23 protein-coding genes are annotated in these 23,785 nt (G+C 69.8%); 8 read left to right on the top strand and 15 right to left on the bottom strand.

Features of this window, described 5'->3' with window-relative positions; genetic code table 11:
- Positions 1-2: 2 nt before the first annotated feature.
- The 6 genes from ACYVF6_RS16310 to ACYVF6_RS16285 form a co-directional block, all read right to left on the bottom strand.
- A complete protein-coding gene (locus ACYVF6_RS16310; protein ID WP_460521993.1) occupies positions 3-641 on the bottom strand; it encodes a transcriptional regulator in 639 nt (212 codons plus the stop codon).
- A complete protein-coding gene (locus ACYVF6_RS16305; protein ID WP_460521991.1) occupies positions 638-1,789 on the bottom strand; it encodes a sensor histidine kinase in 1,152 nt (383 codons plus the stop codon). Before ACYVF6_RS16305 ends, ACYVF6_RS16310 begins: the two co-directional genes overlap by 4 nt.
- An 11-nt stretch (positions 1,790-1,800) precedes the next feature.
- Complete coding sequence (locus ACYVF6_RS16300) at positions 1,801-2,622, bottom strand: ABC transporter permease (RefSeq protein ID WP_460521989.1); 822 nt, start codon at positions 2,620-2,622, stop codon at positions 1,801-1,803.
- Complete coding sequence (locus ACYVF6_RS16295; protein ID WP_460521987.1) at positions 2,619-3,482, bottom strand: ABC transporter ATP-binding protein; 864 nt, start codon at positions 3,480-3,482, stop codon at positions 2,619-2,621. The genes ACYVF6_RS16300 and ACYVF6_RS16295 overlap by 4 nt, the downstream gene beginning before the upstream one ends.
- A gap of 96 nt (positions 3,483-3,578) precedes the next feature.
- On the bottom strand, positions 3,579-4,307 hold the full coding sequence (locus ACYVF6_RS16290) for a GNAT family N-acetyltransferase (protein ID WP_460521985.1): 729 nt from the start codon (positions 4,305-4,307) through the stop codon (positions 3,579-3,581).
- Positions 4,308-4,371: 64 nt separating this feature from the next.
- Positions 4,372-4,812, bottom strand: a complete 441-nt coding sequence (locus tag ACYVF6_RS16285; RefSeq protein ID WP_460521983.1) for a DoxX family protein — start codon at positions 4,810-4,812, stop codon at positions 4,372-4,374.
- Between the two features lie 94 nt (positions 4,813-4,906).
- Between ACYVF6_RS16285 and ACYVF6_RS16280 the strand changes: the two genes are divergently transcribed.
- Complete coding sequence (locus tag ACYVF6_RS16280; RefSeq protein ID WP_460521981.1) at positions 4,907-5,491, top strand: TetR/AcrR family transcriptional regulator; 585 nt, start codon at positions 4,907-4,909, stop codon at positions 5,489-5,491.
- A gap of 7 nt (positions 5,492-5,498) precedes the next feature.
- Here the strand turns inward: ACYVF6_RS16280 and ACYVF6_RS16275 are convergent, their stop codons facing one another.
- From ACYVF6_RS16275 to ACYVF6_RS16265, 3 genes are read right to left on the bottom strand one after another with little or no spacing between them, the layout of a single operon-like run.
- Positions 5,499-6,440, bottom strand: a complete 942-nt coding sequence (locus tag ACYVF6_RS16275) for an FAD-dependent oxidoreductase (protein WP_460521979.1) — start codon at positions 6,438-6,440, stop codon at positions 5,499-5,501.
- Positions 6,437-7,852, bottom strand: a complete 1,416-nt coding sequence (locus ACYVF6_RS16270) for a protein kinase domain-containing protein (protein ID WP_460521977.1) — start codon at positions 7,850-7,852, stop codon at positions 6,437-6,439. Before ACYVF6_RS16270 ends, ACYVF6_RS16275 begins: the two co-directional genes overlap by 4 nt.
- A gap of 47 nt (positions 7,853-7,899) precedes the next feature.
- The gene (locus ACYVF6_RS16265; RefSeq protein WP_460521975.1) at positions 7,900-8,727 is read right to left on the bottom strand and encodes a phytanoyl-CoA dioxygenase family protein; all 828 of its coding nucleotides are present in this window, start codon (positions 8,725-8,727) and stop codon (positions 7,900-7,902) included.
- Between the two features lie 42 nt (positions 8,728-8,769).
- On the opposite strand from ACYVF6_RS16265, the gene ACYVF6_RS16260 reads away from it, so the two are divergent.
- Positions 8,770-9,708, top strand: a complete 939-nt coding sequence (locus ACYVF6_RS16260; RefSeq protein WP_460521973.1) for a helix-turn-helix domain-containing protein — start codon at positions 8,770-8,772, stop codon at positions 9,706-9,708.
- A gap of 155 nt (positions 9,709-9,863) precedes the next feature.
- On the opposite strand, the gene nucS is transcribed toward ACYVF6_RS16260, so the two are convergent.
- Both nucS and ACYVF6_RS16250 read right to left on the bottom strand, forming a co-directional pair.
- Positions 9,864-10,523 (bottom strand): endonuclease, encoded by a 660-nt coding sequence (gene nucS, locus ACYVF6_RS16255; RefSeq protein ID WP_460521971.1) that lies wholly within the window; start codon positions 10,521-10,523, stop codon positions 9,864-9,866.
- A gap of 88 nt (positions 10,524-10,611) precedes the next feature.
- Positions 10,612-11,394: an NUDIX domain-containing protein gene (locus tag ACYVF6_RS16250; RefSeq protein ID WP_460521969.1), complete on the bottom strand. Its 783-nt coding sequence runs from the start codon at positions 11,392-11,394 to the stop codon at positions 10,612-10,614.
- A gap of 21 nt (positions 11,395-11,415) precedes the next feature.
- Here ACYVF6_RS16250 and ACYVF6_RS16245 point away from each other — a divergent pair, with 21 nt between their 5' ends.
- Positions 11,416-13,032 carry a hypothetical protein gene (locus ACYVF6_RS16245; RefSeq protein WP_460521967.1) on the top strand — a complete coding sequence of 539 codons (1,617 nt, stop codon included), beginning with the start codon at positions 11,416-11,418 and terminating at the stop codon, positions 13,030-13,032.
- Between the two features lie 215 nt (positions 13,033-13,247).
- Here the strand turns inward: ACYVF6_RS16245 and ACYVF6_RS16240 are convergent, their stop codons facing one another.
- Entirely contained in the window at positions 13,248-13,457 is a 210-nt protein-coding gene (locus tag ACYVF6_RS16240; protein ID WP_460521965.1) for an FmdB family zinc ribbon protein, read from the bottom strand.
- Between the two features lie 183 nt (positions 13,458-13,640).
- On the opposite strand from ACYVF6_RS16240, the gene ACYVF6_RS16235 reads away from it, so the two are divergent.
- The 5 genes from ACYVF6_RS16235 (at position 13,641) to ACYVF6_RS16215 (ending at position 20,260) form a co-directional block, all read left to right on the top strand.
- A complete protein-coding gene (locus tag ACYVF6_RS16235; RefSeq protein WP_460521963.1) occupies positions 13,641-16,997 on the top strand; it encodes a S8 family peptidase in 3,357 nt (1,118 codons plus the stop codon).
- Between the two features lie 104 nt (positions 16,998-17,101).
- Positions 17,102-17,407 carry a hypothetical protein gene (locus tag ACYVF6_RS16230; RefSeq protein WP_460521961.1) on the top strand — a complete coding sequence of 102 codons (306 nt, stop codon included), beginning with the start codon at positions 17,102-17,104 and terminating at the stop codon, positions 17,405-17,407.
- Between the two features lie 10 nt (positions 17,408-17,417).
- Complete coding sequence (locus tag ACYVF6_RS16225) at positions 17,418-18,218, top strand: alpha/beta hydrolase (protein ID WP_460521959.1); 801 nt, start codon at positions 17,418-17,420, stop codon at positions 18,216-18,218.
- Between the two features lie 99 nt (positions 18,219-18,317).
- Positions 18,318-19,445, top strand: coding sequence for a Gfo/Idh/MocA family protein (locus ACYVF6_RS16220; protein ID WP_460521957.1), 1,128 nt, complete (start codon positions 18,318-18,320; stop codon positions 19,443-19,445).
- A gap of 35 nt (positions 19,446-19,480) precedes the next feature.
- A complete protein-coding gene (locus ACYVF6_RS16215) occupies positions 19,481-20,260 on the top strand; it encodes a ThuA domain-containing protein (RefSeq protein WP_460521955.1) in 780 nt (259 codons plus the stop codon).
- 314 nt (positions 20,261-20,574) lie between these two features.
- Here ACYVF6_RS16215 and ACYVF6_RS16210 read toward each other — a convergent pair whose 3' ends face one another.
- The 3 genes from ACYVF6_RS16210 to mce form a co-directional block, all read right to left on the bottom strand.
- Positions 20,575-21,813 carry an AI-2E family transporter gene (locus tag ACYVF6_RS16210; RefSeq protein ID WP_460521953.1) on the bottom strand — a complete coding sequence of 413 codons (1,239 nt, stop codon included), beginning with the start codon at positions 21,811-21,813 and terminating at the stop codon, positions 20,575-20,577.
- Between the two features lie 103 nt (positions 21,814-21,916).
- Positions 21,917-23,200, bottom strand: coding sequence for a DivIVA domain-containing protein (locus ACYVF6_RS16205; protein WP_460521951.1), 1,284 nt, complete (start codon positions 23,198-23,200; stop codon positions 21,917-21,919).
- 70 nt (positions 23,201-23,270) lie between these two features.
- Positions 23,271-23,747, bottom strand: coding sequence for a VOC family protein (mce, locus tag ACYVF6_RS16200; protein ID WP_460521949.1), 477 nt, complete (start codon positions 23,745-23,747; stop codon positions 23,271-23,273).
- Between the last annotated feature and the right edge of the window lie 38 nt (positions 23,748-23,785).

Here is a 23,785-nt window from a genome sequence, read left to right as displayed (position 1 = left end):
GTCTAGCCACGTGGCAGCAGCCCGCGCTCGGTGGCGACGGCGACCGCACGGGTGCGGTTGTCGACCCCGAGCTTGCCGAACACCTTCAGCAGATGGGTCTTCACCGTCGACTCGCCGATGAACAGCTGCCGGCCGATCTCGGCGTTGGTCGAGCCCGCCGCCACCAGCTTCAGCACCTCCAGCTCCCGAGCCGTCAGCGCCGGAACGGCCGGATCGGCGCCGATCCGCAACCGCCCCACCAGCTTCGCCGCCACCGGTGGCGCCAGCACGGTCTCACCGCGCGCGGCCGCCCGCACGGCATCGGCCAGCTGCGAACGCGGAGTGTCCTTCAGCAAATAGCCCGTCGCGCCCGCCTCGACCGCCCGCACGATGTCGGCGTCGGTGTCGTAGGTCGTCAGCACGAGCACCCGCACACCCGGCACCTCCCGCGCGATCCGCGCGGTCGCGCTCGCGCCGTCCAGCCGCGGCATCCGCAGGTCCATGAGTACGACGTCGGGCCGCAGCCGCACCGCCAGCGCCACCGCCTCGTCGCCGCTGCCGGCCTCGCCGACGACGTCGAGGTCGGGCTCGGCCGAAAGCATCGCCGCCAGGCCTTCGCGTACGACCGGGTGGTCGTCGGCCAGCAGGACTCGTACGTTCACGGTACGACCACCTTCACGCTCGTGCCCTGCCCCGGTCTCGACGTGACCTCGAGCCGGCCCTCCACCTGCCGCACGCGGTTTCGCATGCCACGCAAGCCGAAACCCTCGGCCGCGTCGACGTCGAAGCCGACGCCGTCGTCGCTGACCTCGACGCTCGTCTGGTCGTCGCCATAGGTCAGCGTCACCTCGACCAGGGATGCCCGGGCGTGCTTGCGTACGTTGGTCAACGCCTCCTGCGTGGCGCGCAGCAGGACGACCTCGGCGTTGGCCGGCAGCGTCCGCGGCTCGCCGTGCAACCTGAACTCCCCTCGCACCTCGAGCCTCTCGACCACCCTGCGGCAGGCGTCGGCGAGCGTGCCGCTGCGCAGGTCGTCCGGCCCGAGCGCCTCGATCAGCGAGCGCGCCTCGGCGAGGTTTTCCCTTGCCGTACGTTCGATTCGCTCCATCCGGTCGGGTGTCTCCGGCGCCTGGCTCAGCATCAGGATGCTCATGAACCCCTGCGCGAGCGTGTCGTGGATCTCGGTCGCCAGCCGCTCGCGCTCGGCCAGGACGCCTTCCCTGTGGTGCGATTCGGCCAGTTCGGCGCGGGTCTGCTCGAGCTCGTCGATCAGCGCCTGGCGCTGCTCGCTCTCGCCGATCACCCCGGTGATCCACATGCCCAGCAGGAATCCCAGCGCGGTCGTGATGCCGTAGACGATCAGGCTGGTGAGGATCGCCGACAGCGTCCGATCGCCGAAGACGAGCGACAGCACGACCAGGGCACCGGACAAGCCGAACGCGAAACCCGCCGACCAGCGAAACGGCAGCATCGACCAGATGTGGGAGAACGCGATGAACAGCAGGAAATGGCTGAACGCCTGCATCTGGATGAGCACGAGCGTGCACACGCACACCAGCAGGAGGTAGCCGATCTTCTCGGCCGACGCGTCCATGGCTCCCATCAGCAGGCGCCGCCCGACCGTGGCGTAGGCGGCCACCATGACGGCGAGCAGGCCGAGCCCGATCCAGCGCTGCGTGGGGGGAATGTCGGGCCCGACTGCCCAGGCCGCGGCGATCACGAGCATGAACACGACGTAGGCCACATGCCACCATCGCTGGGAGCGTTCACGGAACGAACGCTCCCGGGCGACGGTCTGGACGGAGTTCATCACGAGGGAATCTACCCTTCGCCGCGGCGCTTCCAGCGGAACGTCGTGAGGCAGAGCACGACGGCAACCACCAGCCAGGTGAGCAGCACCAGCGCCACGCGGCCGAGCTCGAAGCTGTGGGCCGGCTCGATGACCGCCATCTCGTCCGGCAGGAACGCCGCCCGCAGGCCCTGGGCGATCCACTTCAGCGGGAAGAACGAGCCGATCGTGTGCAGCCAGTCGGGCAGCTGGTTGAACGGGATGAAGATGCCCGACAGGAACTGCAGCACGAGCACAGGAAAGTTGATGACCGCGGCCGCCGACCGCGAGCTGCGCGGCAGGCTGGACAACGCGACGCCGAGCGTGCCGCAGACCGCGAACGCCACCAGCACCACCCAGGTGAGCGTCAGCCACTTCTCCGGCGTCGCGGGCAACTGCACGCCGTACATCAGCACGCCGGCCACGAGCAGGATCGCCGACTCGATCAGCCCGACGACGACCATCATCACGATTTTGCCCAGAAAATAGGCGATTCGCGGCATCGGCATCGTGGTGAGCCGGCGCAGCGTGCCGTTGTCGCGGTCGACCGCGATCCAGATGCCGATGTTGACCAGCGTCGTCGATGCGATGCCGAGCGTGAGCATCGACGGCACCAGCAGCTGGCTGTACGTCGTGGTCCCGACCACCGTGTCGCTGCCGAAGATCACGCCGAACAAGGCCAGGAAGACCACCGGCAAGGCGAACGAGAACACCACCGAGTCGCGTTCGCGGAAGAACTGCTTGATCTCGAGGCGGCCGCGGGCCCAACCGACGCCGAGGGTGGACGGCAGCTTGATGGATTCGGAAGTGCTCACAGCGAGTGCTCCTTGTCGTTGCCGATCAGCTGGAGGTAGATGTCTTCCAGGCTCGGCCGATGAACGGTCAGCCCTGGGATCTCGCCGCCGAACTTCTCGGCGAGCGCGAGGACGGCTTCGGTGGGCTTGCGGGTCTGGATGACCTGCTCGGCGCCCTGGTCGTCCCAGCGCACCGTGATGTCGGCCTGGTGCCGGCCGCCGAGCTCGGCCGGCTTGTCGGTGGCGACGATCCGGCCGCGCGTGATCACCGCCACCCGGTCGGCGAGCGCCTCGGCCTCGTCGAGGTAGTGCGTGGTGAGAACGACCGTCGTGCCTTCGGCGGCGAGACCGCGGATCAGGCCCCAGAACTGCCTGCGGGCTTCGGGATCGAAGCCGGTCGTGGGCTCGTCCAGGAACACCAGCTCGGGGCGGCCGAGGATGCCGAGTGCGACGTCGAGGCGCCGGCGCTGGCCGCCGGAGAGCTTGCGTACGCGGGTGCCCCACTTCTCCTCGAGGCCGACCAACGCGGCGACCTCGTTCGGATCCCTGGGCCTCGGGAAGTAGTGGGCGAAGTGCTCGACGACCTCGCGGACGGTGAGCTCGCCGGCGTCCGTCGCGTCCTGGAGCACGACGCCAACTCGTGTCCGCCAGCGCGGGCCGGCCGTACCAGGGTCCTGGCCGAGCACGCTGACCTCGCCCGCGTCGCGCCGGCGGTAGCCCTCGAGGATCTCGACGGTGGTGGTCTTCCCGGCACCGTTCGGGCCGAGCACGGCGAAGACCTCGCCGCGTTCGACGGTCAGGTCGATGCCGTCGACGGCACGTACCTCGCCGTAGCTCTTACGCAGCCCCTTGACCTGGATGACTGCATCGGTCTGTGTCATGCCATCCAGCATCGCGACGGCGAGCGCCGCCCGGAGCCATCGAAGGACTGGTCGGGCATCCACCAAAAGGTGGAGGCGACGCCGGCTCGATGGCGCTCAGGCCGGTGCGGGGTGCCCGCCGCTCAGCTGGACGTGGACGTCGGCCTCACGGAAGCCGAGCCGGGTGTAGAGGGGATGCAGCTCGCGTACGGCGGTCAGCCAGATCAGGCTCGGGTCCAGCTGCCTGGCCGCTTCGACGGCCGCCGCGCTGATCGCGACGCCGATGCCGCGGCCGCGATGGCTCGGCAGGACGGCGATGCCTCCGATGTACGCGGTGCCCGCTGCCAGTTCGACCTTCGCGCACGCGACCGGCTGCCCGTCGATGCGGCCGACCAGGTACCGGGAGTCCTTGTGCGCAAGGGCTTGCGGAGCGAAGAGCGGAGCGAACTCTTCGCCGAACACCGCGAGGAACTCCGCTCGGTCGTGGCTGCGGCCGATGGTGAGGCCGTCGACGGCATGCACCGAACCCGCTTCCGGGCCGGCGGACAGCACCAGGCACGGCAGCTCGAGGCGCGGCGTCAGGCCGGCGAACACCGGCTCCCTCGCATGCGCGGCGCGGATCGTCACCGTCCAGGCCGCCGCGTGGTCGGCGAGCCATCCGGTCGCGGCGGCCAGTGCGTGCGGCGACGGAACGTCCATCACCTTGGCCTGCGTCGCCCACGGCTGCCGGAGCGGGTAGCTCACGCACGGGATGCCGGCGACGACTTCGGCGAACGCGCCTTCGGCGAGCTCCGCCGGGAGAGCTGACTCGGCTGCCGACAACGCGGCAACGACATCGGTGCTCATGGCCTGATGGTCGCAGGCCGTACGGGCGAGGGGCCAACGGATTTCGGACGGCTGGCGGTGGATCTCATCCCAGCACGACCGCCACGCAGGCGCCGACGAAGAGCAGTTGCATCAACGTGCGGGGCACCAGCGGCGTCGCCGGCCTGCCGCCGAGCGGCACGTCGCGCCGGGCGGCGTAGACGTTCGCGGGGAACATCGCCACCATCAGCAGCGCCAGGCACACCGCCGCCGCGGTACGGGTGGCCGGGAGGAGCAGGCCGGCGGCGCCGAGCAGTTCCAGCCCGCCGGTGAGCGCGACCAGCAGCTCCGGCCGCGGCAGCCGGGGCGGCACCATCGCCACCAGGTCCGCCTTCAGCGGTCCGACGAAGTGCGCCAGGCCGGTGACGACGAACATCGCGGCCAGGCCGCCGGCCAGCGCCGGCTGCCAGCTGTCGAACGCGGACCAGGCGAGTCCGAGCAGGCGGAACAGGATGCTGCCACCGATGAGAGCGATGAGCGGGGCCATCCCGGTCTCCTATCTTGTCACTGACTAGTTCGGATGTTGGCGACACTACTCCACGAACTTGTCATTGGCAAGATCGGCTGCCAGAGTGAACGGCATGACCGCTCGCCCCTACCACCACGGCGACCTGCGGCGCGCGCTGCTGCGCGAGACCGCCGTCGTCCTCGCCGAGTCCGACGCCGGTCCGGCGGCGCTCAGCCTGCGCGACCTGGCTCGCCGGGCCGGTGTTTCGCATGCGGCGCCGGCACACCACTTCGGCGACAAGGCCGGGCTGCTGACCGCGTTCGCCGCCGAGGGTTACGACCTGCTCGCCGACGCGCTGGCCGGCGCCTGGAGCCGGCACGACGACTTCATCGAGGTCGCTGTCGCCTACGTCCGCTTCGCGACGACGCACCGGCAGCACTTCGACGTGATGTTCCGTCCCGAGCTCTACCGTCGCGACGATCCGGACCTGGTGGCGGCCGAGCGCCGGTCCGCCGAGCAGTTGTACGCGGGGCTGGCGCGACTGGGCGAAGCGCCGCCGCGGTCGCCGGCGGGGTCCGACCCCCGTGCGATCGCGGCGTGGTCGCTGGTCCACGGGTTCGCCACGCTGCTGCTGGCCGGCAACCTGCCCCAGGCCGAGAAGGACCCGGAGGCTGCCTTCCGTTCGGCCGCGACCACGTTCGTCCGGGCCAGGCGTTGACGAGCGGTCAGCCCGCGTGCGCGTCGACGAGGGTGCGCACCTCGTCGGCGCAGCCCCAGGAGAGCGTCATTCCCGCGCCGCCGTGGCCGTAGCAGTGGACGACCAGGCGGCCGTCGCCTGCGGGTTCGGCTTGCAGGCGTACGGTCGGGCGCTTCGGGCGCAGGCCCACCCGGTGCGCCACCACCCTGGCGCTCGCCAGCGCCGGCACGAGCTGTTCGGCCTTGCCGAGCAGGCGGCTCGCGACCTCCCGCCGCGGTGTGCGATCCCACACGCCGTCCTCCGCCGTGCCGCCGACGACGATGGTGTCGAGGCGCGGAACGATGTAGCAGAGGTTCTCCTCGTCGCCTTCGTCGAGCCACCACTCGGTGAGCCCGACCTGCTCCACCAGGCAGATCTGCCCGCGTACGGGAGTCAGCGACTGGTCCGCGGCGAGGTGCCGCGCGCCCAGGCCGCTGCAGTTGACGACGATCGGCGCCTGGTTGGGCAGCGCGTGCATGGCCTGGCGAGTCAGCGTCCCGCCGAGCTCGGCGAGCCGTTTCGTCAACCAGGCGAGGTAGACGTCCATGTCGGCGACCGGCGACTCGAAGCGCCAGCCGTCGGCGTAACCGTCCGGAGGAGTGAGCCGGTCGAGCCGCCGGACCGCCGATGCCCACCACGGATCGGCGGGCGCCGGCTCGGTCAGCAGTTCGGTGCCCCAGCGCATCCGTACGCCTGCGCCGGGCTCGGTCCGCGCCAGCTGCTCGAACGCCGTGAAGCTTGTCGCAGCCCAGCCGAGCACGCGGTCCTTCGGCTCGGCGAGGTAGGGATACCAGAGCGCGGCCGCCACGGTCGAGGTGGTCTCCGGCGGCAGGTCGCGAGCGATCACCGAGACGTCGTAGCCGGCTTCGGCGAGCCGGACGGCACACGTGAGTCCGACGACGCCGGCACCGATGACGAGCACACGAGTCATGTTGGTTCCCTGCCCCAGGCGAGCTTGCCGGCAACGTAGGCCGTCACCTTCGGCGCCGCCGCGTAGGTGGTGGCGAGTTGGTAGCTGTAGTCGTCGCTCTGGTCGAGGTTCGTCCAGTCCTGCTTGTGCACCCTGATCTGGATCTGGCCGGTCGACTCGCCAGGGTTGAGCCAGCTCGCCCCAGCGCCGAAGCCGAGCACGAGCACGCGATCGGCGCCGTCCCGGCCGTCGGTGACCACCTCGATCCCGCGGCGGATGTTGTCGCGGTTCCTCACGGCGTAGTCACACTCGGCCTGGAACGTCGCCGGGTCGTCGTCGGCGCTGAACCAATAGCGGATCGTCACCTGGGACAGCTTGATCGGCTCCTTTCCCCGGTTGAACAGGTCGAAGTAGGCGTTGATCTGCTGGCCCTCCGCCGCGCCGGCGTTCTGGACCCGTACTTCGAGCTCAGCGGGTGGGGCGACCGGGCTGGCCGGCGGCGTCGTCGTTTTGGTCGGTGCGGCGGTCGACGGCCGGTCGGGGCGGTTCAGCGCGAAGACGAGCAGGAGGATGATCGCAATCGCGCCGATCGTCGTGGCCAGGAGCGTGGCGAGGTTGCGGTTCTGCGTACGCGTGCTCTTGCCACGCGTACGGAACCGGGTCGTCAGCGCGTCGGTGAGCAGCCGGGTCCTGGACGGCGGTGGGGGAGCCGCGCCGTTAGCCGGCTGGCTGGTTGTTGGCACGAGGGTGCCCGCGATCTCGGCCATGGTGGGCCGGTCGCCCGGTGCCGCTGACCGGCAATGTGCCTGTAGTTCAGCCAGTTCAGCCAGTTCAGCGTGCTCGGCCGGGTGGTCGCGGGGCACGAGCTCGCCGAGGATGACACCGAACGAGTAGACGTCGCTCTCGGGAGTGGCGGGCGCGCCGGCGAGTACTTCGGGTGCGAGGTACTTCGGCGTGCCGTGCGTGGCCGTCTCTGCGTGCCCGATCGTGGAGATGCCGAAGTCGACGACCTTGGCGCCGGCCGGGGTCAGCACAACGTTGCCGGGTGTCACGTCGCGATGGACCACTCCCCGGCGATGCGCGGCCGCCAGCGCCGAGGCGATCTGGCCGGCGATCGTCCTGGCCGTTGCCGGGTCGGGCGGTGTGGTGGTCAGCCGGGCGGCGAGCGTGTCGCCTTCGAGCAGCTCCATCACGATGTACGGTGGCGACTCGCCATAGTCGTACACGCTCGTGATGTGCGGGTGCGAGAGCCGGGCCGCCGCGCGGGCCTCCTTGCGGAGCTGCTCGCCGCCGGAGGCCATCAGCTTCACCGCGACGAGTCGTTCGAGTACCTCGTCGTAGGCGCACCACACCGTGCCCATGCCGCCGCGCCCGATCTCGTTGACGAGGCGGTAGCGCTCGCCGATCCGCGTACCGCGGGCGAAAGAGCTCACGGGACCCAGTCTGCACGGTCCCGTTTCGACTATGCGGGGACTCGTGACTAGTGCGGGCTGCCGCTCGGCTCGTACTCCGTGCCGCACGGGCCGCCGCCGATGCTCGCGTCGAGATGGATGCGCTGGCCGTTCATCCGCATGGTCGGGTACGACGTCGAGATGCGTGCGGTCGACGCGCCGACGTAGTGGCAGATGAACGAGCGGCGGAACCGGTCGGACGTGTTGGGCCCGGAGCCGTGGACCAGGCTGCCGTTGAAGAACAGCACGTCGCCTGGCCGCAGGTCGACCGGGACGGCCGAAAGGCCGGGCGGCGGCGGCACGTACTCGCGGGTGAACGACACCGACGAGTCGGCCTCCTCGGGGCAGAACAGGTCCATCGCGTGGGTGCCGGGGACGACCTCGAGTCCGCCGTTGTCGCGTCCGATCACGTCACACGCGACCCACGCGGCGACGCACGTACCGGGCTCGACCTTGAGGTAGAAGTTGTCCTGGTGCAACGCCTGGCCCTTGGCACCTGGTGGCTTGAAGTAGAACATGCTCTGCGCAGCGAGCACCTCCTCGCCGAGGAGACCCTCGAGGATCGCGTTCAGCCGGGAGTCCAGCAGGTAGCGACGGGCCAGCGGGCTGAACTGGTCGGGGAACATCACCCGCGGGTACTCCCGCAGCGCGTCGTACGGTTCGCCGGGAAGCTGCGGCTGCGGGCTGAAGTGCCGGGGGACCGGTCCGCCGGCCTTGATCGCCGCGAACTCCTCGCAGATCTGCGCGATCTCGTCCGCGTCGAACAGGCCGCGGACGACGGCGTAGCCGGATTCGGCGAACCGGCGCAGCTCAGCTTCGCTCAAAGTGGTGGATACGCTCGAATCGATGCTCGTCATGCTGTCGAGGCTAAGCGTGCGCAGGCCGGCCTGGGGATGTCTGTGAGTGCCGAGGACCTGCCTGATCCTGCTGCCGCTCGCGAGACTCCCGCGCCGCCGGCCGAGTCGCTGGTGGCGGCATGCCACAGCCAGCAGGCGTTCGTCCACCGTGAGCGCGGTGCGCCGAACTGGCTCTTCACCTGGACGACGACCGGCAACGGCTGGTTTCGGCAGGGCGGGGTTGACGTGCTGATCCAGCCCGGAGACCTGGTGATCGCCGGCCCGGACGTGACCCACGACTACGGCGTGGCACGCGGAGCGCCGGGATGGACGCTGTGGTGGGTGCACTGCCAGGCGCGCAGCACGTGGCAGCCGTGGCTGCGGCCGTACGAAGTGGGGTCCCGGCTGTACGCCCTGCGTGGGGTCGCGGAGGCGGTGCGGCCGCGGATCGAGTCCGCGTTCCAGCGCCTGCACACCGACGCCCGCTGGCCGGGCGATGGGGCAGCGGCTCCTCCGCCCCCTCCCGCTGGGGTGGACTGGTCGCGCCCGGCGATCGCATGGGGCGCGTCGGCTCGGGAGCTGGCCCTGAACGCGGTCGAGGAGATCCTCCTGCTGGCGATGGCTGCCTCGGCCGGCGCTTCCGCGGTTGGCGACGACGTGGCCGGGGACGACCGAGTCCGCCGCGTGGAGGCTCTCCTGCAGGCCGACCCAGCAGCTCCGCACACGGTCGCGTCGCTGGCCGCGCAGGTCGCGTTGTCACCGTCCCGGCTGGCACACCTGTTCGTGGAGCAGACCGGCCGCACCCCGATGCAAGCCCTCCGCGACGCCCGCCTGCGCCATGCCGCCCGCCTCCTGGAGGCGACCGACCTGACCGTGGAAACGATCGCGGCGGCCTCGGGCTTCGCCAGCCCTTTCCACTTCTCCCGCGTCTTCCGCGACCGGTTCGGCACCCCACCAGCGAGCTACCGAACGGCCTACCGGTCGGCTCGCGCCACCGGCTGAACAGCGACCCGCCCGCCGCGCTCACCGCGAGCGCGACGGCACTCCACCAGTGAGGTTGGCTCAACTGTGTGCGCTTCAGGCACCCCGTCGGCAAGCGAGCCGGGCTCTAGACGATCGGAGCATTGGTTGTGTGGTCTGACTTAGGTCCGGTGCACTCAGAAGAGGCGGAGGCTGGGGTCGTCCAGGCCGCGCAGGGCGTCGTAGTCGACGGTGAGGCAGGAGATGCCGCGGTCGGTTGCGAGGACGCGGGCCTGTGGCTTGATCTCCTGCGCCGCGAACACGCCGCGGACCGGCGCCAGCAGCGGGTCGCGGTTCAGCAGGTCCAGGTAGCGCGTGAGCTGCTCCACCCCGTCGATCTCGCCGCGGCGTTTGACCTCGACAGCCACCGAGGCGCCTTCGCCGTCACGGCAGAGCAGGTCGACCGGGCCGACGGCAGTGGGGTACTCGCGGCGCACCAGCGTCCAGCCCGCGCCGAACGTCTCCGGGTGTTCGGCCAGCAGCTCCTGCAGGTGCGCTTCCACGCCGTCCTTCTGCAGTCCGGGGTCGACGCCGAGCTCGTGGGCGGAGTCGTGCAGGACGGCGGCGATGGTGATCCGGAGCTCCTCGCCGGCCTTGTTGGTGACCTTCCAGACGCCGTCGTCCTCTTCGAGCTTGCAGGGCGGCGACATCCAGTTCAACGGCTTGTACGACCCGCCGTCGGCATGCACCAGCACCGAGCCGTCGGCCTTCACCATCAGCAGGCGAGGGGCCATCGGCAGGTGGGCGGTCAGTCGTCCGGCGTAGTCGACCTGGCAGTTCGCGATCACGAGGCGCACGACGGTTCACCATAGTGCCAACGGGGCGTTCGACCGCGCTCAGTCTCGCCCGCGTGGCGTGATGCCAATGCCTGTGCGGCAGCGCGGCTCACAGGCTGTCGTACGTCGCCACTTCGATCAGGTTGCCGTCGGGATCACGCAGAGCGATCAGCGTCATCTCGCCGAGCCAGTCCTGCCGTGTGATCGGGCCCTCCTCGATGGCGACGTCGTTCTGCCGGAGGTGTTCCATCACCAGTCCAAGGGGTACAGCTGAGACGAAGCTGATGTCCACCTGGCGATCGGATCCTCCCTCGCCCCGACGAAACTCGATCCACTGATGCGTCGACCGCACTCCGATCCGCCCGTCACTGAACGTAGACGGCACCAGGCCCAGCATCTGGATGTAGAACCGCCGGCTGCGCTCCGGGTCGGCCACCGTCAACGTCAGATGGTTGAACCGGTCCATCCGGACCAGCGGCCGTCCGGCCAGCAGCGCGCGCAGCGCCGGTCCGTTCTCCAGCTCGTCGAGCTTGTCCAGCTCGACCCAGCACGCTTCGTACGAACCGCGCTCCGCCCGCCATTCCTCCGGCTTCTCCAGATGATCAGGCCATTCGCCCGTACCGAACCGCCCGCCGACGATGTGCGCGCGGAAGTAGATGAACCGGTGGTCGCCGAACGTCTCGTCGTACGGCTCGCCGGTCACCTCGACCCGGACACCGAGCTCCTCCCACGCCTCACGCTCTCCGGTCTGCTCGAACGTCTCGCCGGGCTCGACGCCGCCGCCGGGCAGCGTGTAGTAGACCCGGCCGCCACGAGTGCGGCGGATCATCGCGAGGCGCCCGTCTTCCACGATCAGGAGCCTCACCCGCGGAGGCTGCGGTGGTGGCTTCATGGCACGGGAGCGTAGCGCCGCATGAGTTGGATACGCCGCAGCCTGGCCGCCCTGGTGACTGTCGGTTTGGCCGTCCCCACCGCCACCGCGGGAGCCGACGCGGGGGCCGACGCCTCGTACACCGTGCAGGTCACGCTCGTCGATCGGGCCGGCCGGGTGCTCGACGACCCGGACGACCCTGCCTTCGAGGGTCCGGCCTGGCTGGAGAACGTCGCCGACGGCAACCTCGTCCCGCTCGAGGCGGGGGCGGGCCACCTGCGGGCCAAGGTGACACGCGGCCGCTACACGCTGGTCACGGCCGTACGTTCACCCGACGAGTCGCTGACGCTGCTCGCCGAGCCGAAGCTCCAGGTCACGGCCGACGCCGCGGTCACGCTCGACGCGCGCCGGGCGAACCCCGTCGACCTGACCGTCGACGCGCCGGACGCGAAGCGAGAGCAGGCCACGCTGGGCATCGTGCAGCAGAGCGGTGTGCCCGGGTCGGTGGCGGGCACCCTGTTCGACGTCCGCCAGGACGTCCCGCTGTACGCCTTGCCGACCGCGCCAGTCACCGACCAGAAGCTGCTCTTCTACTACCGCGACCGGCTGAGCTCCGGCCGTGGAACCTACGACGTGCTGGTCGGCACACCGGACCGGATCCCGGCCGACCCGCGCTACTCACCGCACGACTCCGACCTGACCCAGGTCGACGTGGACATCGCCCAGCCGGGCATCGCGGTGCCGGGCGTGTGGCGGCTGACCACGTCGCTTCCGCGGGAGATCAGCCGCGAGGTGGAGGTGAAGCTCCCGATCGAGGGCCCCGGCAAGCACACGGTCCTGGTCAATCCCGTGCTCCCGGACGGGCAGCCGGCCCTGTGGACGGACGGCTTCGAAGCCCAGCCGACGGCGGACGATCCGCGTCTGCACTACTACCAGGAATGGGGCGCCTACAACGACTCGACGTTCCGCCCCGGCCGGCGGGTGCCGATCACCTACGGCACGGCCGCCTTCGGCCCGAGCGCCGGCGGCTGGTGGGACGACGAGAGTGGCGTGCTCAGCGTCGACGAGCTCGTCGCCTCGACCGGGCGGACCTTGTCGCCGTCCAACCACTACGTCGGCAGCGGGAAGCTGTGGCGGGACGGCGAGGTCATCGCGGAGTACGGCCCCGACTACGACGGCTTCGAGTTCGAGCCGTCGGCGCGCCGGGCAAACTACACCGTCGAGTTCGGCAACGAGCCGGGGCTGGACCCGCGCTGGGCCGCGTACGGAACCAAGGTCACCGGCCGCTGGACCTTCGTCGCGGCGCATCGGCCGGGCTCCGGGCGTGCCGACCTGCCGCTGCTGAACACCCGCCTCACCGGCCCGTTCGACGAGCTCGGCCGTGCACCGGTGGGCCGGCCCTTCCCGCTGACCCTCCACGCCGGCGACGGCGAACCGGCGGCGCGCCTGACCTGGGCCACGCTCTCCCTCTCGTACGACGACGGCCGGACCTGGCACAGCGTGCCACTGACCAAGGCACCCGACGGCAGCTGGCGCGGCACGGTTACCCACCCACCGGCCGGCAACGGCTTCGTCGCCACCCGCGTCAACGCCCGCGACGCCAACGGCTCGGGCGTCTCGTACACGATGCTGCGCGCGTACGGACTGCGCGAGCCGTAACAACCCTCCCCAAGGGCGCGGCCGTGAGCCGCGAGCTGAAGAGCAGCACAGCCACCGCGATCGAGCAGAGCAAGCAGACCACCGCGGGCTCTGGAAGTGGCTCGCCACCGCCCACTCCATGCCGCCGATCAGGTCGGACTCGTACCCGATGCCGTGGTCGCAGAGGCGCTGACAGTCGCCGCGACCAACCGGAACCAGACCAGCTCGCGAGCTGACTAACGGCCGCAGCCGCAGGAGCCGCCGCAGCAGCCTCCACCCGAGGCAGCGGCGGCGCCTCGGCTCCCGCCGAGCGCGACGGTCGACAGCAGCTTGACCGTGTCGTCGTGCCCAGCCGGGCAGGCCGCCGGGGCGCTGGACTCGCTCATCGGGCGGTTGGCTTCGAAGGTGTCGCCGCAGGTGCGGCAGCGGTACTCATAACGCGGCACGCCACCAGCTTAGGGTCTTTGGACCTGACTTTCGAGAGCTCCCCGGTTCGTAGCAACTTTCCATCAGGCGTGTGGCGTCTGCGTTCATAACGCTGGGCCGCGCGTCGAGCGGCTCGCATCGGGAGGGGAACAGCGCTCATGAGCTCATGGCGTGACTCGATGTTTGGATCTGTACGAAAAACCATGCTCGCCTTGCTGGCGAGCGGGCTGGCCATCACGACGATTTCCGCGTCGGTCCCGGCCTCGGCGGTGGTTCCGCCCGGCTCCGGATCGGACTCCGGAAACGCCTCCGCACATCGCGGCGAGAAGTTCAAGATGGTCACACTCATCACCGGCGACCGAGTTCGCCTGGTGAAGGGAGCGAAAGGGTACGCGGCAACCGCCTCGCCCGGCCCCGGCCGGGACGGCGTGGTGTTCGGTACCGAACGACGCGGGGACTCGCTCTGGGTGTTCCCGTCGGATGCCGTCTCGCTGGTGGCGTCCGGCCGGCTGGACCGGCGGCTGTTCGAGGTCTCGCAGCTGGCCGAGGACGGATACTCCGACAACGTACGCAAGACGATCCCGCTGATCGTCCAGCACAGCAAGGGCAAGCAGGTCTCTACGCTGCCCAAGGGCGCGGCGACCAGCCGTGAGCTGGCGAGCGTCGAGTCGACGGCCGTACAGCAGAAGAAGCAGTCGGCGACGGCGTTCTGGAAGTGGCTGACCGGCAGCACGAAGGCGGTGCCCGGCAAGAAGCAGGCGATCGCCGGCGCGTACGCCGGAGACGTCCGGAAGGTCTGGCTCGACGGCAAGATGAAGGCGTCGCTGGACCGTTCGGTGCCGCAGATCGGCGCCCCGGAGGCCTGGAAGAAGGGCTACACCGGAAAGAACGTCAAGGTCGCGGTCCTGGACACCGGCATCGACACCGCGCATCTCGACCTCAAGGGCGCCGTGCTGGCGTCGAAGGACTTCAGTGGCAGCGGCAGCGTGATCGACCACTTCGGTCACGGTACGCACGTCGCCTCGATCATCACCGGGGATGGTGCGCGGTCGGGCGGCAAGTACAAGGGTGTGGCGCCGGATGCCAAGCTGCTCAACGGCAAGGTGCTCGACGACTTCGGTTCTGGTAGCGAGTCGACGGTCATCGCCGGTATGGAGTGGGCGGTGGCGCAGCAGGCCAAGGTGGTCAACCTGAGCCTGGGTGGCGGGCCGACCGATGGCACCGACATCGTCGACGTCGCGCTCAACGAGCTCAGCCTGTCCTCGGGCACGCTGTTCGTCGTCGCGGCCGGTAACTATGGCCCGGATCGCTACACCGTGACCACGCCGAGTTCGGCGAACGAGGCGTTGTCGGTGGCGGCGACCAACCGCAACCAGACCACGGCCGACTTCTCCTCCGCGGGCCCGCGGATCGGCGACTTCGCGGTGAAGCCGGAGATCGCGGCACCCGGCCGCGACATCGTGGCCGCGCGTGCGGCCGGCACCGAGCTCGGCCCGATCGTCAGCACTTACTACACCAGCCTGTCGGGCACCTCGATGGCCACGCCACATGTCGCGGGCGCGGCAGCGATCCTGGCCCAGCAGCAGCCGACCTGGAACGCGCGGCTGCTGAAGTCGGCGCTGATGGGCACCTCCAGGCTGCCGGTCAACGAGTCGGTGTTCCGCCAGGGCGCCGGGTTCCTCGACGTGGCCAGGGCGGTGAACCAGAAGGTGTTCACCCTCGAAGGCAGCCTCTCGGCCAACCTGCAGTGGCCCCACACCCAGAAGGCCACCCGCACCCTCACCTACCGCAACCCCGGCGCGAGCCCACTGACGCTGAGCCTCGCGTTCCGTCCGGTCGACCAGAACGGTGCCGCCCCGGCAGCGGGCGTGTTCAGCATGCCCAACACCGTGACCGTCCCCGCGCGCTCCACCGCCAAGGTGACGCTGACCATCGACCCCACCAAGAGCCGGCCCGGCCTGCTCTACCAGGGCCGCATCACCGCCACCGCCACCGGCATCTACGTGCGCACACCCGTCTCGGTCAACGTCGAGCAAGAGGCCTATGACGTCAGCCTCGACATCACCGACCGCAACGGTGACAAGGTGACGGGTCTCGACCAGGGCCAGCTGTTCGACGCGCCGTACCTCATCAACGCCGCGACGGGCGAATCCGCGATCGTGGCGCGCCCGAAGGACGGCAAGTGGGTGGCCCGGGTTCCTCGTGGCGCGTACACCGTCGCGCTCCAGGTGCTCACCCTGGCGCCGTCCGGCTCGCTGAGCCAGACCACGCTGGCCGTTCCGAGGATCACGGCGACCGCGCCGGTCGCGCTGACCCTCGACGCCAGGCAGGGCAAGCAGGTCACCGCCAAGGTCGACGGCGCGAGTCCGGTGACCCAGACGATCGGCACCGCGCTTGCGATGGACATCCAGGGCATCGTCTGGGGAAGCGGCGTCCAGGTCACCGACCTGACCGCGCAACCGGAGGCGTTCGCCGTGGGCGTCGCGTCGTTCGGGCGTCCGGCGGAGTTCTCGCTGTTCCAGGAGATCTCCACCACGGCCGGCTCCTACGACATCCCGTACACCAGTTCCGGCTCGATCCCGGACGGCCTGGAGTACGCCGTCGCGGACAGTCAGCTGGCCGAGGTGAACGTGTCGATCAACGCGCACAACGTCAAGGCGGTGGGTGACTACCTCCGCGACGTGTTCTTCGGCTCGCCCGAGTTCTTCACCGCGTTCGGCTCCTCGGCATCGGTCACGACGCCGACAGCTCGCACGTACCGGGTGCTGCCGGAGGTCTCCGGCCAGCCGACGGAGTGGTACAGCACGCTGTGGGCGAACCAGCCCAGCGGCGAGTGGGCCTACGACGAGTTCCTCTACGAGGGACTGGCGTACGAGGCCGGCAAGCAGTACGCCGTGAAGCTGAGCGCGGCCGCCTGGTCGCCGCAGGGCACCGGGGCGATCTGGAGCGACAACTACATGGAGGTCGACTTCGGCCCGTTCGACCCGTCGGGCGGGAGCTCGATCTACCCGTACCCCGAGGAGTCGGTGACGGGTGACTGGGTGCTCAAGCGCGGCAGCACGACGGTCGCCACCTCGGCGACGCCGTGGTACGTCTACACCGAGCGTGCTGTGCAAGGCGCGACGTACACCGCCGTGATGCACGCGGCGAAGCAGTCGCCGTGGTCGCCGTTCGTGCCGAAGGTGTCCGGGACCTGGGTGTTCAAGGCCCCGGCGGTGACCGAGGACGTGGCCACACTGCCGATCATCTCGACGGCGGTCACCGGTGACTTCGACAAGTGGGGCCGGGCACCGGCCGGCCGGGCGTTCCCGATCACGCTGAACGTCACGGGTGCCCAGGGCGGCGTCGCCACGGCGACCGTCCGGGTGTCGAACGACGACGGCAAGACCTGGACGTCGGTGCCGGTCAGCAACGCCTCCGGGCAGTGGGTGGCCAACGTGCCGCACCCGGCGACGTTCACCAACCCGTACATCTCGCTGCGGGTCGTCGTGACCGACGCACAGGGCAACAGCGGTGGCTGGACCGCCACGCGCGCCTACAAGATCGCCAACCTGGGGTGAGGCTGGTGACAGAGTCTGGCTGAGTCCAGCTCTGGCCGGCCGAGGGCGGGCCTCCTCGTCATGTGACGGGGAGGCCCGCTCCAGTTCATCCGTAAACTGCCTGTGTGTCCCGCCGCCACCGCCGCAAGCCGCAGCCGGCCGCCGACTCCGAGCCGCGGCCGCTGTTCGGTGGGCACGAGACGATCGAGGAGTGGCCTGACGGCGAGTGGCACGTCCGCCGGATCACCGGCTCCTCCAGCACCAAGCCCTACCGCTGCCCGGGCTGTGACCAGGTGATCACGCCGGCGACGCCCCACACGGTCGCCTGGCCGGTCGACCCCATCTCGTTCACCGGCACCGGTCTCGACGAGCGGCGGCACTGGCACAACAGCTGCTGGCGGGCCCGGCTCAACCGGCGCACCCGTCGGTAGGGTCGAGCCTGTGGCACCGATTCGCGCGAACAGCGTTCTTCCCGCCCGTCGCACGCCGCTGACCCTGCACACAGCCGACGGGCTGGCCCTGATCGGCGAGCTGGCGGTGCCGCTCGACCGCGACCCGGTGGCGACCATCGTCTGCGTCCACCCGCTGCCCACGCACGGCGGCATGATGGACAGCCACATCTACCGCAAGGCCGCCTACCGGCTCCCGGCCCTGGCCGACCTCGCGGTGCTCCGGTTCAACACCCGCGGCACCAAGAGCGTGCAGGGACAGAGCGAGGGCACGTTCGACTCGGCGCAGGGGGAGCGGTTCGACGTCGCGGCGGCGCTGGAGTACGCCGAGTTCGCCGAGCTGCCGCACATCTGGCTGATCGGCTGGTCGTTCGGCACCGACCTGGTGCTGAAATACGGCTGCGACCCGAGCGTGGAGGGGGCGATCCTGCTGTCGCCGTCGCTGCGGTGGTCGACGCCTGCGGATCTGGCCGCCTGGGCGGAGTCCGGGAAGCCGGTGACCGCGCTGGTCCCGGAGCTCGACGACTACGTACGCCCCGACGAGGCCCGCGAGCGGTTCGCGGCGGGCATCCCGCAGGCCGAGGTGGTCGCGATCGAGGGCGGCAAGCACCTCTGGGTGGGGATGGCCGAGCGGGCGCTCGACGAGATCGTCGCCCGCGTACGCCCAGGCAGTGGGCCCCTCCCGGCCGCCTGGGACGGCCCGATGGAGCTCGCCGACGCCAGCGCCTACGCCGACCAGACGGTCGCCGCGTTCGCCGACAAGCCGGTACCAGGGCCGGAACGAGAGGACTGACCCCGCGCCGGCGGTTTCGTAAACTTGCCGAAAGCGGTCAGGACTGCTACCCGTTCACCCGGACGAAACTTTGGATTGCGGTCCCTACACTGGACGTCGATGACAACGACGGACCCGTCGGCTGCCTCCAGCGCGGCCGTTCAACCTCAGGTTCCAAACCCCCTCCGCGTCGGCGTGATCGGGCTCGGCTTCGCCGGGCAGGCCGCCATGCAGGGGTTCCTGGACCTCCCTGATGTGGAAGTCGTCGGCCTGGCTGGACTCGAGGCCGACCGGCTCGCCGAACTTGGCGAGAAGCACCAGATTCCGCATCTTCACCTCCGCTGGGAGGATCTGCTCGCACGTGACGACATCGACGCCGTCAGCATCGCGACCCCCAACCAGCTGCACGAGCCGATCGCTGTGGCCGCTCTCGAGAGCGGCAAGCACGTGCTCTGTGAGAAGCCGTTGGCCCGCTCCGGCGTCGAAGCCGAGAAGATCGTGCAAGCGGCGGTTGACAACCACCGCGTGCTGAGGGTGATCTTCAACCACCGGCAGCGCGGCGACGTCCAGACGCTGAAGAAGCACGTCGACGCCGGCGAGCTCGGGCGGATCTACTACGCGAAGACGCACTGGGTCCGCCGCAACGGCATCCCCGGCCTGGGCAGCTGGTTCACCAGCAAGGAGCTCGCCGGTGGTGGCCCGCTGATCGACCTCGGCGTACACATGCTCGACATGACGCTCTACCTCCTCGGCGAGCCGAAGGTGCTGTCCGCCAGCGCCACGACGTTCGCCGAGCTCGGCCCGCGTGGGCTGGGTGGCTCGGGCTACGCCGCCAAACACAACGTCGGGTCCGCGTACGAAGTCGAGGATCTCGCCACGGCGTTCCTCCGGCTCGAGGGCGGCGGCGTGCTGGCGCTCGAGGTGAGCTGGGCGATGTACCGCGAGTCCGGCGACAACTTCGGCGTCGAGCTGTTCGGCACCGACGGCGGCGCCAAGATCGAGGTGCCCAACTACGCCACCGAGAACACGCTCCGGGTCTACACCGACGTGGCCGGCGTGCCCGCCGAGATCAAGCCCGAGGTGCAGCGCGGCAAGGGCCACCGCGAGGTCGTCCGCCAGTTCGTCGAGGCCATCCGCGGCGGCAACTGGAACGACCACGTAGGACGCGACGGGCTCGTCCGTTCGAAGATCATCGACGCCATCTACCTCTCCGCTCTCGAGGGCCGCGAGGTCCTCGTCAGCGAGTAGCAGCCGGCCGACACAGACCAAAGAACTGAGGACATATGAGCCCGATCCGGGTCACAGTGTGGGGCGAGAACGTCCACGAGCAGAAGGATGCCTCCGTCAAGGAGCTCTACCCCGACGGCATGCACAACACCATCGCCGACGGCATCCGGGAAAACCTCGGCGACGATGTTGTCGTCCGTACGGCCACCTTGCAGGACCCCGAGCACGGCCTCACCGAGGAAGTGCTGGCCGAGACCGACGTCCTGACCTGGTGGGGTCACGCGGCGCACGGCCAGGTCTCCGACGAGGTCGTCGAGCGTGTGCACAAGGCGGTGCTGTCGGGCATGGGCCTGATCGTGCTGCACTCGGGGCACTTCTCGAAGATCTTCGTCAAGCTGATGGGCACGACGTGCACACTGGACTGGCGTTCGGAGCACGACCGTGAGCTGATCTGGACGGTCGCGCCGGGTCACCCCATCGCGCAGGGGATCCCGCACCCGCTGATCATCCCCGAGGACGAGATGTACGGCGAGCTGTTCGACATCCCGCAGCCGGACGAGCAGATCTTCATCAGCTCGTTCTCCGGCGGCGAGGTGTTCCGCAGCGGCTGCACGTGGCGTCGCGGGCGCGGCCGGGTGTTCTACTTCCGTCCGGGTGACCAGGAGTACCCCACCTACCACCAGAAGGAGATCCGCAAGGTCATCTCCAACGGTGTGAAGTGGGCCGCTCCGACCGACGCCGAGCGCGTCCTGCCGACGGTCAACCGCCGCCCGACCGGCTGGTACGAGACGGGGGAGACGGTCTCCTCGACCGACCCGCGCCTCGCCAACCACTAGACGATCTATTCCAAGGGGTCGCCTGACGCGCGACGCCTGGCATCCACGCTGGCTGCGTTGTCGTCGATCGCCGGAGGCCCCTCCTGGCTCCTCCTCCGCCTTGCCAGCGCGGCGCCATGCGCCGCGCGCTTGACCGGCGACCCCCTGGAACAGATCGCCTAGAGCTCAACCACGCCGAACGCCTTCGGGCGCCGGCACAATGACCACGGGTGCTCGGTCATCCAGCCTTTGCCAGGCAGATTTGCCACGGGCGAGCGCTAATGACCGAGCACCCGTGGTCATGTAGGTTCTGCCAGGCAAATGTGCGGCCGGCGTCAGGCTCGTTCCTGGCGCGGGATGACGACCTCGCGCATGATCAACATGATGGCGGCGGCTGTCGGGACGGCCAGCAAGGCGCCGACCATGCCGAGGATCGAGCCACCGACCAGGGCGGCCACGACCACGATCATTCCCGGCACGCTCACCGAGCGCTGCATGATGCGCGGGTAGATCAGGTAGTTCTCCACCTGCTGGTAGATCACGTAGTAGACCAGGCAGATGATCCCGGTCGACAGCCCGCCCGTCAGGAACGCGAGCGCGATCACGAGGACCGACGACACCAGGCCGCCCACCAGCGGGATCAGCCCGAGCACGGCGACCGCGATGGCCAGCGCGAGCGCGTATCCGCGCAGCGGCCCCGCGAAGATGGTCAGGAAGAGGAACGTCATCGTGCCGGCCACCGCGGCGACCAGGAGCTGCCCGCCGACGTAACGGCCGATCTGCTCCAGGATCTTGTCGGACAGCCTCGACACCCGGTCACGGCGAGAACGCGGAACCATCTGGTAGACCGCGTGGGTGATCTTCGGCAGCGAGCCGAGGAAGTAGAGCGTCAGCACCAGCACGGTGAACGCGCTGAAGACCGCGCCGAACACGATCTTGCCGAAGCCGAGGATGCCGCCGAACAGGCCCGCGGCGAGGTCGCCGCTGGCGACGTAGTCCTCGATCTTGCCGATGATGTCGTAGCGGTCGTCCAGCTGCTGGATGTCGGGGTTGCGCTGAAGCTGCGCCAGCCAGTCGGGTACCTGCTGCACCAGCGCGGTGACCTGCTCGGTGACGACCGGGATGATCGCGAGCGCCATCAGGCCGAACAGCGCCAGCGCACCGATCACCACGGCGAACACCGCGAGCCCGCGCTTGACCCGGTGCCGTACGAACCACTCGACCAGCGGGTTCAGCGCGATCGCGAGGTACATGCCCACGATGAGCAGGACGAGCACGCTGCGTGTCGAAGCAAGCGCGTTCCCGAGCAGCCAGGCGGTGAGCACACCGATCGTTCCGACGAAGCCGAGGTAGAACGGCGACGTCCGCGACAGCCGCCGTCCGGCCACGCCCAGCGAGCCGTACGGGCCGACACCAGCGGTAGGTTCGCCGCCACCCGCGTCGGCCGGAGCCGATCCGTCGACACCACCCGAGCCGGAGCCCGTACCGGTGTCAGCGGCCTGGTCAGAGGGTGCGGCCGCGGCTCCCGGATCGGGCTTGGACGGGGTCTCGGACTGCTCCGGCTTGTCGGTCACCGTGCAGAGGATAGAGCGTCGGCGATCTCACCAACAGGGCGAGGAACCCTGGAATAGACCCGGATTCAGCCCTGGGATCGACCGGAACCGGCGCGCCGGTCGTCTAGGCCCCGTCCTTGCGCGGTGGACGCTTTGTCCCGCTCGGCCCGCCGGACTGCTGTCCCTGTCCGCGGCCGGACTGTCCTTGCCCGCGTCCGCCCGGCTGGCTCTGTCCCTGTCCACGGGTCGGGCCGTCGCCGCCCTTGCCCTGGGCGAGGGGCTGCTTGATGCCCTGTCCGCTGCTCTCTATCGGCGGGCTCGGCACCGGCTTCGGCGCTGCCTGCGGCGGCTCGGGAGCCGGGCGTACGGAAGCCGGCCCGGCGGGCTGCTGTCCGGGCAGCCCGGTGATCCGGCCCACGTTGTCGCGCAGCCGGGTGAGGCTTTCGAGCAGGTCGTCGCGCTGGCGGCGAAGGCTCGCGATCTTGCGTTCGGAGGCCGCGATGTCTTCGCGGGCCTTGGCCTTGCCGTCTGCCACTATGCGCTCGGCCTCGCCGCGAGCGTCCTTACGGATCCGCTCGGCCTCCCGGCGGGAGCCGGCCAGGACCTGGGTGACCCGGTCGTTGGCCGCGCGCAGCCGCTCTTCGGTGCGCTGCTCGGTGTCGGCGGAGTGCTTCTCGGCCGTACGCCGCAGCTGCTCGGCCTGCTGGCCGATCCGGTCGCTCTCCGCGACCGCCTTGCGGTGGATCTCGGACGCCTCACGACGTGCGTCGTCGACGATCTTGGCGACCTCGGAACGCTTGTCGGCGGCCTCGCGCTCGGCCTTGGCGATCAGCGACTCCGCTTCGTGCTCGGCCGCCTGCTTGCGCGCCGACATGCGCTGCTCGAGCTCGCGCTGCTGCCTGGCCGCCAGTTCGGTGGCCTGCGCGACCAACTCGTCGTGCCGCTTCTGCGCGGCCTCGATGATGCGCTGCGCCTCGCCCTCGGCGGAGTTCCGGCTCTGCTCGGCCTCTTCGTGTGCGCGCCGGCGCACCTCGGACGCGACCCGCTCCGCCTCGTTGTGCAGCCGGCGGGCGTCGGTCTCGGCCTCGGCGCGGATGTCGGCGCCCTTCTCCTCCGCACGCGCCGCGACGTCCATCGCCTGCTCTTCGGCGAGCGTCAGGATCTCCTGGGCGCGATGGCCGAGCTTCGCCCAGGTGGGCTCGCCCTTCTTGGCCAACTCACGCCGGGTCGCGGCCAGCTCGCGCTGCAGCTCGCTGATCTTGCGATCCTGCTCGGAGAGATCGCGTTCGAGCCGCGCGACACACGAGTCGACCTCCTGGCGGTCGTAGCCCAGCAGCACGGAAGTGAACGTCCGAACGGAAGTTCCCTTCTCCAAGATTGCAAGGCCCTCGTCGGGCGGCTCAGTCATCACGTTCTCCTCGACGCATTTGTCCAGCTATAGGTTGCAGCACGTGCGGGGCGCGCAGGGTACCAGTCAATCACCCGTCACCAATGTGAACGATGCTGTGCTCGACTAGTTCCACAAGAACTCCGCCCGCGTTCTTCGGATGGATGAAGTTGACCTTGGAACCCCCAGTACCCCGACGATACGTGTCGTAAAGCAGTTCCATGCCTTGCTGCCTTAGTTGTGCGGACGCGGAGGCGATGTCGTCGACGGCGTAGGCGACGTGGTGCAGACCTTCGCCCCGCTTGGCGAGAAAGCGCGCGACGGGTGTGTCGTCAGACAACGGCGCCACCAGTTGGACCGGCGGTCCGGCCGCGCCCGCCGGGCCGATCTCGAGCATGGCTTCGTGAACGCCTTGCTCTTCGTTCACTTCTTCGTGGCTGACGCGCATTCCGTAGGTCGAGGTGTAGGCGTCGATCGCGGCGTACAGGTCGTGCACGGCGATGCCGACGTGGTCGATGCCCTCGAACACACCGGGGTGGGGAGTGCCGGGCATTGCTTTGGTGGACATGGACCCATCCTGCGGCATCCGCCTGTGCTCCCGTGCGC

The sequence above is a fragment of the Flindersiella endophytica genome (assembly GCF_054779015.1).
This window is presented reverse-complemented; position numbering and strand designations above follow the sequence as displayed.

Bases quoted from the DNA above. Each gene is read 5' to 3' on its own strand.
- ACYVF6_RS16305 (WP_460521991.1), bottom strand. From the start codon at position 1,789: ATGAACTCCGTCCAGACCGTCGCCCGGGAGCGTTCGTTCCGTGAACGC.
- ACYVF6_RS16295 (WP_460521987.1), bottom strand. From the start codon at position 3,482: ATGACACAGACCGATGCAGTCATCCAGGTCAAGGGGCTGCGTAAGAGC.
- ACYVF6_RS16290 (WP_460521985.1), bottom strand. From the start codon at position 4,307: ATGAGCACCGATGTCGTTGCCGCGTTGTCGGCAGCCGAGTCAGCTCTC.
- ACYVF6_RS16285 (WP_460521983.1), bottom strand. From the start codon at position 4,812: ATGGCCCCGCTCATCGCTCTCATCGGTGGCAGCATCCTGTTCCGCCTG.
- ACYVF6_RS16280 (WP_460521981.1), top strand. From the start codon at position 4,907: ATGACCGCTCGCCCCTACCACCACGGCGACCTGCGGCGCGCGCTGCTG.
- ACYVF6_RS16275 (WP_460521979.1), bottom strand. From the start codon at position 6,440: ATGACTCGTGTGCTCGTCATCGGTGCCGGCGTCGTCGGACTCACGTGT.
- ACYVF6_RS16265 (WP_460521975.1), bottom strand. From the start codon at position 8,727: ATGACGAGCATCGATTCGAGCGTATCCACCACTTTGAGCGAAGCTGAG.
- ACYVF6_RS16250 (WP_460521969.1), bottom strand. From the start codon at position 11,394: ATGAAGCCACCACCGCAGCCTCCGCGGGTGAGGCTCCTGATCGTGGAA.
- ACYVF6_RS16245 (WP_460521967.1), top strand. From the start codon at position 11,416: ATGAGTTGGATACGCCGCAGCCTGGCCGCCCTGGTGACTGTCGGTTTG.
- ACYVF6_RS16235 (WP_460521963.1), top strand. From the start codon at position 13,641: ATGCTCGCCTTGCTGGCGAGCGGGCTGGCCATCACGACGATTTCCGCG.
- ACYVF6_RS16220 (WP_460521957.1), top strand. From the start codon at position 18,318: ATGACAACGACGGACCCGTCGGCTGCCTCCAGCGCGGCCGTTCAACCT.
- ACYVF6_RS16215 (WP_460521955.1), top strand. From the start codon at position 19,481: ATGAGCCCGATCCGGGTCACAGTGTGGGGCGAGAACGTCCACGAGCAG.
- ACYVF6_RS16205 (WP_460521951.1), bottom strand. From the start codon at position 23,200: ATGACTGAGCCGCCCGACGAGGGCCTTGCAATCTTGGAGAAGGGAACT.
- mce (WP_460521949.1), bottom strand. From the start codon at position 23,747: ATGTCCACCAAAGCAATGCCCGGCACTCCCCACCCCGGTGTGTTCGAG.